The following is a 10,286-nucleotide window of genomic DNA, read 5'->3' as shown; positions in this document are numbered from 1 at the left end:
CCACGCTTGCCGCCCTGCCCGCCGCCGCGGCGCCGCCCTCGCCCGTGCGCAGCACCGGCGGCGTGGTGGTGCAGCTCGGCGCGCTGGACTCTGAATCCGGCGCCCGCTCCGAATGGGACCGCCTCGCGCGCCGCGCGCCGGAGGCGTTGCAGGGCCGCACGCCGCAGGTGCTGCGCTTCGAGCGGGACGGCTACCCGACCATGTGGCGGCTGCGCACCGGCGGCTTCGACAGCCGCGACAGCGCCAGCAGCTTCTGCGACACCATCAAGAGCCGCGGCGGCGCCTGCGCCGTCATCGGGGGCTGAGGAAGGCCAGGGATACCCATGAGCACGCCGCGCGCCGCCATCATCGGCCTCTCCGGCCCCGTGCTGCTGGCCGAGGAGGCGGCGATGCTGCGCCGGATGCGGCCGCTCGGCGCCATCCTGTTCGCGCGCAACGTGCGCGACCCGATGCAGCTCCGCGCGCTGACCGGCGCCATCCGCGCCGAGCTGGGCGAGGCGGCGCCGGTGCTGGTGGACCAGGAGGGCGGGCGCGTGGCGCGGCTGCGGCCGCCGCACTGGCCGGCCTTCCCGCCCGCCGCCCTGTTCGAGGCGCGCGACGCCGAGGCGGCGCGGGCCAACGCCACGCTGCTGGCGCTGGAATGCAGCGCCGCCGGCTTCGACGTGGTCTGCGCCCCGGTGCTGGACCTGCGCCTGCCTGGCATGCACAGCGTGGTGGGGGACCGCGGCTTCTCGGCCGACCCGGCGGAGGTGGCGCGGCTCGGCGCCGCCTGGGTGGCCGGGCTGCAGGCGGGGGGCGTCATCCCCGTCGTCAAGCACATGCCAGGGCATGGCCGTGCCATGGCCGACAGCCACCTGGAGCTGCCGCGCGTCGATGCGCCGCGCGCCGCCCTGGCCAATGATTTCGCGCCCTTCGCCGCGCTCGCCGGCAGCGGCGCCTGGGGCATGACGGCGCACCTGCTGTTCGAGGCGCTGGACGCCACGCGCCCCGCCACCCTCTCGCCCGGCATCATCCGCGACATCATCCGCGGCGAGATCGGCTTCTCCGGCGTGCTGGTCTCGGACGATTTGGCGATGGGCGCGCTCACCGGCACGCCGGGCGAGCGCGCGGCGGGCGCGCTGCGGGCGGGCTGCGACATCGCCCTGCATTGCAGCGGCGTGCTGGCGGAGAGCCAGGACGTGCTGGAGGCCAGCGCGCCGCTGACCGACACCGCGCTGGAGCGTCTCGCCGCCGCGCGCGACGCCATGCGGGCGGCCAGCGCCGCCACCACCGCCGCCGCGCTCTCCGACCTGATGGCCGCCCTGGCGGCGCGGCGCGACGCGCTGCTGCGGGACGCGGCGTGACCGGCTGGCTGCCCGAGCTCGCCATCGCGATCCTCGCCACGGTCCTCGCCATCACGCTGCACGAGGCGGCGCATGGCTACGCCGCGCTGGCGCTGGGCGACGACACGGCGCAGCGCGAGGGCCGGCTCAGCCTCAACCCGCTGCGGCATGTGGACAAGGTGGGCACCCTCATCCTGCCCGGCATCCTGCTGGCGGTGCAGCTGCTGACCATCGGCCGGGTGGAGGCGATGTTCGGCTGGGCCAAGCCGGTGCCGGTGAACATCTGGAAGCTGCGCAACCCGCGCTACGGCATGGTGCTGGTGGCGGCGGCGGGGCCGGCGATGAACGTCTTCCTCGCCTGGTGCGCCGCCATGCTCGGCCACCCGGTGGAGCAGCTCAACGGCGTGCTGCCGCCCGAGGCGCTGGAGCTGATGGTGCGCTTCATCGTGCTCTCCATCATGGCCAACCTGCTGCTGGCGCTGTTCAACCTGATGCCGATCCCGCCGCTGGATGGCGGGCGCATCCTGGTGGGGCTGCTGCCGCGCCCGCTGGCCGAGCCGCTGGCGCGGCTGGAGCCGGCCGGGCTGCTCATCGTCATGCTGCTGATCTTCGTGCTGCCGCGCCTCTCGGACGGGCTGGACCCGATCGGCTGGATCGCCGGCATCGTCACCGGGCCCGGCTTCCGCGCCATCCTCTGGCTGGCCGGCCACGGGCCATGACCGGCGCGGCCGCGCCGGCGCCGCCGCCCGAGGTGCTGCATGTCAGCCTGGAGGGCTATGAGGGGCCGCTCGACCTGCTGCTGGAGCTGGCGCGGGCGCAGAAGGTGGACATCGCCCGCCTCTCCATCCTGGCGCTGGTGGACCAGTACCTCGCCGTCATCGAGGGGGCGCGGCGGGTGCGGCTGGAGATCGCCGCCGACTGGCTGGTGATGGCCGCCTGGCTGGCCTGGCTGAAATCCCGCCTGCTGCTGCCCGAGGACCCGGAACAGGAGGAGGACGCCGAGGCGCTGGCCGGCCAGCTGGCCGAGCGGCTGGCCGAGCTGGAGCGGATGCGCGCCGCCGCCCGCTGGCTCGGTGCCCGCCCGCAGCTCGGCCAGGAGGTGCTGGCGCGCGGCGCCCCGGAGCGGCTGCTGCGGCAGGACCGCAGCGGCCTCTCCGCCGACCTGCCGGCGCTGCTGCGCGGCTATGTGGAGGCGCTGCGCCGCGCCCATGCGAAGCGCCCCTACCGCCCCGTGCCGCGCCGGCTCTGGACGGTGCAGGAGGCGCTGGAGCAGTTGCAGGGCCTGATCGGCACGCTGCCCGGCTGGGGGGAGCTGCAGCGCTTCCTGCCGCCCGCGCTGCGCGACCCGGTGGAGCGCCGCGCGGCGCTGGCCGCCACCCTCATCGCCGGCTTGGAGATGGCCCGCGGCGGCGGTATCGAGCTGCGGCAGGAAACCGCCTTCGGCCCCATCCTGCTGCGCACCGCCCGCGCGGGCGGTGCGCAGCAGGATGGGGCCGGGGCCGTGATGCCCGAGGAGCAGAGCCATGACGCCGCCGCCTGACGACCCCGGCCATGACCCCGCCGGCATCGCGCCGCTGGAGCACGCGCTGCGGCTGGCCGAGGCGCTGGTCTTCGCCGCCGACCGCCCCGTGCCGCCCGAGCGGCTGCAGGAGCTGCTGCCCCCCGGCCTGCGCGCCGAGGCGGTGATGACGCTGCTGGCCGCCCGCTATGCCGGGCGCGGCGTGCAGCTCACCGAGGTGGCGGGCGGCTACGCCTTCCGCACCGCGCCCGACCTCGCGCCGCTGCTGACCCGCGTGGTGGAGGTGCCGCGCCGCCTGCCGCGCGTGGCGATGGAGGCGCTGGCCATCATCGCCTACCACCAGCCGGTGACGCGGCCCGAGATCGAGGAGATCCGCGGCACCAGCCTCTCCCAGGCGACGCTGGAGACGCTGCTGGAGCACGGCCTCATCGCGCCGCGCGGCCGCAAGGAGGTGCCGGGCCGGCCCAGCCTGTGGGGGACCACGCCGCGCTTCCTCGAGCAGTTCGGCCTGCGCGAGCTGACCGACCTGCCGCGCCGCGAGGAGCTGCTGGCCGGCGAGGCGCAGCCCGGCCTAGGACTGGGGCAGGGAATGGCGCCGTGAGCCTGGAGCTGTCCGGCATCCGCCATGCCTTCGGCACGCGCGAGGTGCTGCGCGGCATCGACCTGACGGTGGGGGCAGGCGAGATCCTCTGCCTGCTCGGCCCCTCGGGCGATGGCAAGACCACGCTGCTGCGCCTCGTGGCGGGGCTGGAGGCGCTGCAGGTGGGGCGCATCGCCATCGGCGGCCGGGTGGTGGCCGAGGCGGGGCGGGAGGAGCCGCCCGAGGCCCGCCGCGCCGGCTTCGTCTTCCAGGACTACGCGCTGTTCCCGCACCTGACCGTGGCGCGCAACGTGGGCTTCGGCCTCGGCGCCCTGCCGCGCGCCGCGCGCGCCGCGCAGGTGGCGGAGGCGCTGGAGCGGGTCGGCCTCGGCGCCTTCGCCGAAGCCTATCCGCACATGCTCTCGGGCGGGCAGCAGCAGCGGGTGGCGCTGGCCCGTGCGCTCGCCCCGCGCCCGGCCGTGCTGCTGCTGGACGAGGCCTTCGCCAGCCTCGACGCCCGGCTGCGCGAGCGGGTGCGGGACGACACGCTGCACGTGCTGCAATCGGCCGGCATCGCCACGCTGATCGTGACGCATGACGCGGAGGAGGCGATGTTCATGGCCGACCGCATCGCGCTGCTGCGCGGCGGCCGGGTGGAGCAGCTCGGCACGCCGGAGGAGCTGTATCTGCGCCCCGCCAGCCGCTTCGTCGCCACCTTCCTGGGGGAGGTGAACGCGCTGCCGGCCACCGTCTCGGGCGGGGTGGCGCGGGCCGCGCTGGGCAGCGTGCCCGCCGCCCTGCCGGACGGCCCGGCCGAACTGCTGCTGCGCCCGGAGGGGCTGCGGCTGCTGCCCGAGGGGCAGGGGGTGGCGGCGGTGGTCGAGGCGTCCCGCCTGCTCGGCGCCAGCACCATGGTGCACCTGGCGGTGCCGGGCGGGGAGGGCGGCGCGCCGCTGCACCTGCATGCCCGCCTGCCGCCCGGGCCGCGCCTGGCGCGCGGCGACCGGCTGGGGCTGGCGCTGGACCCGGAGCGGGCCTTCGTGTTTTCGGCCGCGAGCCCCTAGATAACGCGCGGGGAGCCGCGGAGAATGCGGGAGCCGGGAAATGCACGGGCCAAGATTGGCGCTGCCGCCCGTTCCTGCTAACGGAAGCGGCCCCCGCCAGGGGCAACCCCGCCTGGGGGAGATGGGAAGCACATGTTCGATTTAGCCTGGTCCGAGATTGCCCTTATCGCGGTTGTCGCGGTCGTCGTCATCGGGCCGAAGGATCTGCCGGACGCCATCCGCAGCGTGGCCAAGGGGGTGCAGAAGCTGCGCCGCATGGCCTCCGAGTTCCAGAGCCACGCGGATGAGCTGGTGCGCGAGGCGAAGCTCGAGGATGTGCGGGACCAGATCCGCGATATCCGCAGCTTCGACATCAAGAGCACCATCGAGCGCAATCTCGACCAGGATGGCGAGATCCGCCGCACCTTCAACGACGACCCGCTGAAGGACGCCTGGAAGCCGACGCCCGCCGCCGACGCCCCGACGAGCACCACGCCGGGTACCACGCCGGCCGCGGCCGGGGAGGGCGCCAGCCCCGCCGGCGGCCAGATCCACGGCCCCGAATCGCCCGCCGCCGCGCCGGGGCCGACGCGCCCGGCCGGCCCGCCGGCCTTCGTGCCGCCCAGCCTCGCCGCCGAGACCGGCCGCGACACCAATCCCGGCCCCGCGCGGCCGGCGGAGAGCAGCCCCGCGATGAGCCACACCCCGAACGCTTCCCCCGCGCCCGGCCCGTCCGCGCCCGGCCCGTCCGCGCCTGGCTTGTCCGCGCCTGGCCCGACCGTGTCCGACACGGGCGCGGCCAAGCCCACCTCCAGCGTCTGAGCCGCCGCCGTGGCCCGCGAACAGGAAGACATCATCGACGACAAGCCGATGCCGCTGATCGAGCATCTGCTGGAGCTGCGCACGCGCCTGCTCTGGTCGCTCGGCGCCTTCATCATCGCCTTCGCGCTCTGCTACTATTTCTCTGCCCAGATCTACGGCTTCCTGGCCCGCCCGCTGGCCGACATCCTGCACCAGCAATCGGGCGGCGAGCGGCGGATGATCTTCACCGCGCTCTACGAGGCCTTCTTCACCTACCTGAAGGTGGCGATGTTCGGCGCCGTCTTCATCAGCTTCCCGATGTGGGCGACGCAGCTCTGGCTGTTCATCGCGCCCGGCCTCTACCGCAGCGAGAAGAAGGCGCTGCTGCCCTTCCTGCTGGCCTCGCCGGTGCTGTTCCTGCTGGGCGCGGCGCTGGCCTACTACTTCATCTTTCCGCTGGCCTGGAAGTTCTTCATCTCCTTCGAGACGCCGCCGGGCACCGGCGCGCTGCCGGTGCAGCTGGAAGCCAAGGTCAGCGAGTACCTCAGCCTCGTCATGCACATGATCCTGGCCTTCGGCATCGCCTTCCAGCTGCCGGTGGCGCTGACGCTGATGGCCAAGGTGGGCATCGTCTCGGTGGCCGGGCTGAAGAAGGGCCGGCGCTACGCCATCGTCGGCATGTTCGTGGTCGCCGCCGTCATCACGCCGCCCGACATCATCAGCCAGGTCGGCCTCGCCGTGCCGCTGATCCTTCTCTACGAGATCTCCATCCTGGCCGCCGGCTGGGTGACGCCCAAGCGCGACGACGACGACAAGAGCTGAGCCCAAGCCATGCACGACATCCGCATTGTCCGCGCCGACCCGGCGGGCTTCGACGCCGCCCTGGCGCGGCGTGGCCTGCCGCCCTCGGCGGAGGCGATCCTGGCGCAGGACGCCGCCCGCCGCGCCGCGCAGACCACGGCGCAGGAGGCGCAGTCCCGCCGCAACCAGCTCTCCAAGGAGATCGGCCAGGCCAAGCGGCAGGGCGGCGACACGGTGGCGCTGGAGGCCGAGGGCACGGCGCTGCGCGGCCGGATGGAGGCGCTCGACGCCGAGGCCCGCGCCGCCGACGCCGCGCAGACCGCGCTGCTGGAAGCGCTGCCCAACCTGCTGGACCCCGCCGTGCCCGAGGGGCGGGACGAGGCGGACAATGTGGTGCTGCACCAGCATGGCGCGCCGCCCGAGCTGGGCTTCGCGCCGAAGCAGCATTTCGAGATCGGCGAGGCGCTGGGGCTGATGGATTTCGGCGCCGCCGCCAAGCTGGCCGGCGCCCGCTTCACCGTGCTGCGCGGCGCCCTGGCGCGGCTGGAGCGCGCCCTCGGCCAGTACATGATCTCGCTGCATGTCGATGAGCACGGCTACAGCGAGACCTCCGTGCCGCTGCTGGTGAACGACGCCACCATGTACGGCACCGGCCAGCTCCCCAAATTCTCCGAGGATCTGTTCCGCACCACCGATGGCCGCTGGCTGATCCCGACGGCCGAGGTGCCGCTGACCAACCTCGTGGCCGGCGAGATCGTGGCCGAGAACACCCTGCCGCTGCGCTTCACCGCGCTCTCCCCCTGCTTCCGCTCCGAGGCGGGCAGCGCCGGGCGCGACACGCGCGGGATGCTGCGCCAGCACCAGTTCAGCAAGGCGGAGATGGTGGCCATCACCCGGCCGGAGGATTCTGCGGCCGAGCATGAGCGCATGACGCAATGCGCCGAGCGGGTGCTGACGGAACTGGGTCTCGTCTGGCGCCGGGTGCTGCTCTGCGCCGGCGACACCGGCTTCTCCGCCACCAAGACCTACGACCTGGAAGTGTGGCTGCCGGGGCAGGGGGCGTGGCGCGAGATCTCCTCCTGCTCCAATTGCGGCGACTTCCAGGCCCGCCGCATGAATGCCCGCTACCGCCCCGAGGCGGCCCAGGGGAGCAAGGGCGGCACCGCCTTCCTGCACACGCTGAACGGCTCCGGCGTCGCCGTCGGGCGGGCGCTGATCGCGGTGCTGGAGACGCACCAGCAGGCGGATGGCAGCGTGCTCATCCCTGCGGTGCTGCGGCCCTGGATGGGCGGCAGCGAGCGCATCGGCTGAGGGCCGCGGCCCGTGCCCGGCGCGCACCGGAGTTTGCGCGAAGGTGCTTGCCGAGCGGCGCCTCTGCCCATAGGTTGCGCGGCAGTCGGGGCGTAGCGCAGCCTGGTAGCGCATCTGCTTTGGGAGCAGAGGGCCGGAGGTTCGAATCCTCTCGCCCCGATACTTCCTTCACCGGCGGGCCTGCCCGCCAGCCCCTGCCGGGAGCTGCGAACCGCATGAGCCGTGACATCGCCACCGCCCGAATCCACCGCCAGCCGCGCTCGGCCATGCAGTCCGGCAAGGCGCGTACCGGTGGCTGGCTGCTGACCTTCGCCCCGGCCGAGGCGCGCCGCACGGACCCGCTGACCGGCTGGTGGGGCTCGGGCGACACCCGCACCCAGCTCCGCATCAGCTTCTCCACCCGCGAGGCGGCCGAGGCCTATGCGCGGGCCAACAACATCCCCTACGACGTCGAGGCGGAGCTGCGGGAGCTGGAGATCAAGCCGAAATCCTACGCCGAGAACTTCCGCTACGGCCGCGCCGAGAACTGGACCCACTGACCAACCCGGCCTTCCGGCCGGCTCCGCACCCTTAGCTCAACTGGACAGAGCAACCGGCTTCTACCCGGTTGGTTGGGGGTTCGAGTCCCTCAGGGTGCGCCATCTTCGCGAGAGCACCATCCGGCAGGGCGGGATCTCCTGGCCGGATAAGGATGTCCGCAAAGGCCGCGACATAGCGCCTTTTCCGTGAGCGGGCGCGAAGGGAAGGCGCTCTAGCCGCCCCGCACCAGGCTCCACAGCAGGCGGTGGCCGGCCACCAGCGCCGCCTGATCCCGCGCCGCCAGGCGCCCGGGCGGCAGGCGCCACAGATAGCTCTCCATCATCTGCAGCAGGTGCCAGGCCAGCAACGTCTCGCCGGCATCGCAGGCGCTGAGGAAGGCCTGCATCAGCCGCTCCGGCAGGGTGCTGAGGGGGCTGGGGCAGAGGGTCTCCGGGATGGCGCATTCGGGCGGCATCGTGGCGTCTCCTTGCTCCGGTTGCCGGAGCAATACGCAGCAGGACCCGCTTTGGATCCCCTGGCCGGGCGCTTATTTTTCCGCATGCGGGAGAGGAGAGCCGGGTTCCGGGCGAAACCATCCCGCGCCTGGCCGTTTCCAGCATGACAGTGAGGAGGCAAGGTCATGCAAGACGCTCCCGGCCCCGACCGCAGCCACGACCCCGGCGATGCCGTTCCCGAAGGCGTCGCGGTGGAGCAGCCCGTTCCGCTCACGCCGGAGGAGGAAGAGGTGAAGAGGAAGCTGGAAAAGCTGCCGGACAGCGCCCGGCCGCCCTCCGGCCAGAGGTAGGAGCGCGCCGCGCCCCGGCGGCGGGTCGGCCCAACCTGAGCCATGTTCCGCCGCCGCGGCTCAGCAGCGGCTTTCGTTCTAGCCGATCGTCGAGGCTTCCGGGCCGGCCAGCGCCAGGTCGCGCAGAGTCTCCAGCGCCGGGCGCAGCGCCGCCTCCTCCGGTGCGGCGAGGGCCAGCCGCACCGCATCCGGCGCATGCCCCGGCCCGGCGGCGAACTCGGCCGCGGGCGAGACGGCGATGCGCTGCCGGGCCGCCGCCGCGACGAAGGTTTCCGCCCGCCAGGAGCCGGGCAGCAGCAGCCACAGGTGGTAGGCGCGCGGGTCGCAGCGCAGGGTCAGGCCGGCCTCGCCCAGGATGGCCCGCGCCATCGCGTTGCGGTGCCCCGCGTCCAGCCGCTTGCGGCGCACCAGCTCGGCCACGCTGCCATCCTCCAGCCAGCGCGTCGCGGCGGCCATGGCCAGGCCTTGCGCCGCCCAGGCGCCCAGCCGCAGCGCCGCCCCCAGCCGGTGGCGCAGCGCCGGGGGCGTGGCCAGGAAGCCCAGCGTCAGGCCCGGCGCCACCCGCTTGGAGAGGCTGTCCACCACCACCACCCGCTCCGGCGCATGGGCGGCGAGCGGCTCCGCCGTGTCTTCCGCCAGGAAGGTGTAGACCGCGTCCTCCACCACCAGGATGCCGAGCTCGCGGCACAGCGCCGCCAGCTCCCGCCGCCGCGCGGCGGGCATGGTGATGCCCAGCGGGTTGTGCATGTCCGGCTGCACGTAGAGCAGCCGCAGCGGATGGGCACGGTGCGCGGCGGCCACGGCGTCGGGGCGCAGCCCCTCGGCATCCATCGCCAGCGAGACCGGCTGCAGCCCCAGCCGCAGGGCCAGCGCCTTGGCCAGCGGGTAGGTCATGGCCTCGAAGCCCAGCCGCTCGCCGGGCTCGATCAGCGCGGTGAAGCAGGCGGCCAGGGCCTGCTGCCCGCGCCCGGCGAAGAGCAGGTTCTCCGGCTGGGGCGCCCAGCCGCCGCGGCCCATCAGCCGCGCCACCGCTTCCCGCGTGGCGGCCTCGCCGCGCAGGGTGGGGCGGGAGAGCAGGCGCTGCAGCATCTCGGGCGCCACCAGCGGCGCCATGCCGGCGGCCAGCATGGCGCCCTGCTCGGGCAGCACGGAGAAGTTCACCTCCATGTCCACCACCCCCGCCGGCTCGGAATCGTGAGCCGGGGTGGCGGGCAGGGTGGGGGTGGTGCGCAGGAAGGTGCCGCGGCCCACCTCGCCCACCGCCACGCCGCGCCGCACCAGCTCGGCATAGACGCGGCTGGCGGTGGAGGGGGCGATGCCCTGCCGGTGCGCGAAGTCCCGGCTGGTGGGCAGCCGGTCGCCCGGGCGCAGGCGGCCCTGTGCCAGATCCTCGGCGAGGCTGTGGGCAAGCCGGTCCGCGAGCGCGCGATAATCGGGGGCACGGTCCTGGGTCATGGCCCGATTGTACCGAGGGCAATTCCGTTATTGAAGCAGCAATATGCCGGTGGCAAAGATTGGCTCGGATCAATCAGGGGAAATTCTGTCATGGTCGGAGCGATATTCCGGCTCAATCGGATCAATGTGC

The 10,286-nt window shown here is 73.9% G+C and carries 13 protein-coding genes and 2 tRNA genes; 13 read left to right on the top strand and 2 right to left on the bottom strand.

Translation table 11 applies throughout. The features are described from left to right. The 12 genes from ACFOY6_RS07270 to ACFOY6_RS07215 form a co-directional block, all read left to right on the top strand. On the top strand, window positions 1-305 hold a 305-nt coding region (locus ACFOY6_RS07270), incomplete at its 5' end, for an SPOR domain-containing protein (protein ID WP_379649853.1). Window positions 306-323: 18 nt separating this feature from the next. Further along, entirely contained in the window at window positions 324-1,343 is a 1,020-nt protein-coding gene (nagZ, locus tag ACFOY6_RS07265) for a beta-N-acetylhexosaminidase (RefSeq protein ID WP_379649851.1), read from the top strand. Continuing rightward, complete coding sequence (locus ACFOY6_RS07260) at window positions 1,340-2,041, top strand: site-2 protease family protein (protein WP_109518344.1); 702 nt, start codon at window positions 1,340-1,342, stop codon at window positions 2,039-2,041. The genes nagZ and ACFOY6_RS07260 overlap by 4 nt, the downstream gene beginning before the upstream one ends. Then, window positions 2,038-2,862: a segregation and condensation protein A gene (locus ACFOY6_RS07255; protein WP_109518345.1), complete on the top strand. Its 825-nt coding sequence runs from the start codon at window positions 2,038-2,040 to the stop codon at window positions 2,860-2,862. Before ACFOY6_RS07260 ends, ACFOY6_RS07255 begins: the two co-directional genes overlap by 4 nt. Beyond that, on the top strand, window positions 2,846-3,442 hold the full coding sequence (scpB, locus tag ACFOY6_RS07250) for an SMC-Scp complex subunit ScpB (RefSeq protein ID WP_379649846.1): 597 nt from the start codon (window positions 2,846-2,848) through the stop codon (window positions 3,440-3,442). The genes ACFOY6_RS07255 and scpB overlap by 17 nt, the downstream gene beginning before the upstream one ends. Next, window positions 3,439-4,485, top strand: a complete 1,047-nt coding sequence (locus ACFOY6_RS07245; protein WP_109518347.1) for an ABC transporter ATP-binding protein — start codon at window positions 3,439-3,441, stop codon at window positions 4,483-4,485. The genes scpB and ACFOY6_RS07245 overlap by 4 nt, the downstream gene beginning before the upstream one ends. A 132-nt stretch (window positions 4,486-4,617) precedes the next feature. Further along, complete coding sequence (gene tatB, locus ACFOY6_RS07240; RefSeq protein ID WP_379649843.1) at window positions 4,618-5,286, top strand: Sec-independent protein translocase protein TatB; 669 nt, start codon at window positions 4,618-4,620, stop codon at window positions 5,284-5,286. Between the two features lie 48 nt (window positions 5,287-5,334). Then, on the top strand, window positions 5,335-6,087 hold the full coding sequence (tatC, locus tag ACFOY6_RS07235; protein ID WP_109518407.1) for a twin-arginine translocase subunit TatC: 753 nt from the start codon (window positions 5,335-5,337) through the stop codon (window positions 6,085-6,087). A gap of 9 nt (window positions 6,088-6,096) precedes the next feature. After that, window positions 6,097-7,377 (top strand): serine--tRNA ligase, encoded by a 1,281-nt coding sequence (gene serS, locus ACFOY6_RS07230; RefSeq protein ID WP_379649841.1) that lies wholly within the window; start codon window positions 6,097-6,099, stop codon window positions 7,375-7,377. Window positions 7,378-7,463: 86 nt separating this feature from the next. Then, window positions 7,464-7,537: transfer RNA gene (locus ACFOY6_RS07225), tRNA-Pro, on the top strand. Between the two features lie 55 nt (window positions 7,538-7,592). Then, on the top strand, window positions 7,593-7,916 hold the full coding sequence (locus ACFOY6_RS07220) for an NADH dehydrogenase ubiquinone Fe-S protein 4 (protein WP_379634211.1): 324 nt from the start codon (window positions 7,593-7,595) through the stop codon (window positions 7,914-7,916). A gap of 25 nt (window positions 7,917-7,941) precedes the next feature. Beyond that, a tRNA-Arg gene (locus ACFOY6_RS07215) sits at window positions 7,942-8,018 on the top strand. Between the two features lie 110 nt (window positions 8,019-8,128). On the opposite strand, the gene ACFOY6_RS07210 is transcribed toward ACFOY6_RS07215, so the two are convergent. Continuing rightward, the gene (locus ACFOY6_RS07210) at window positions 8,129-8,371 is read right to left on the bottom strand and encodes a hypothetical protein (RefSeq protein ID WP_109518350.1); all 243 of its coding nucleotides are present in this window, start codon (window positions 8,369-8,371) and stop codon (window positions 8,129-8,131) included. 165 nt (window positions 8,372-8,536) lie between these two features. Here ACFOY6_RS07210 and ACFOY6_RS07205 point away from each other — a divergent pair, with 165 nt between their 5' ends. After that, a complete protein-coding gene (locus ACFOY6_RS07205) occupies window positions 8,537-8,701 on the top strand; it encodes a hypothetical protein (protein WP_379634209.1) in 165 nt (54 codons plus the stop codon). Between the two features lie 78 nt (window positions 8,702-8,779). On the opposite strand, the gene ACFOY6_RS07200 is transcribed toward ACFOY6_RS07205, so the two are convergent. Further along, the gene (locus ACFOY6_RS07200; protein ID WP_379649839.1) at window positions 8,780-10,156 is read right to left on the bottom strand and encodes an aminotransferase-like domain-containing protein; all 1,377 of its coding nucleotides are present in this window, start codon (window positions 10,154-10,156) and stop codon (window positions 8,780-8,782) included. Window positions 10,157-10,286 lie beyond the last annotated feature (130 nt).

This window comes from Teichococcus aestuarii, from assembly GCF_042651065.1.
GTDB lineage: Bacteria > Pseudomonadota > Alphaproteobacteria > Acetobacterales > Acetobacteraceae > Pseudoroseomonas > Pseudoroseomonas aestuarii.
The sequence above is the reverse complement of the archived record's forward strand: the minus strand, read 5'-3'. Positions and strand labels throughout refer to the sequence as shown.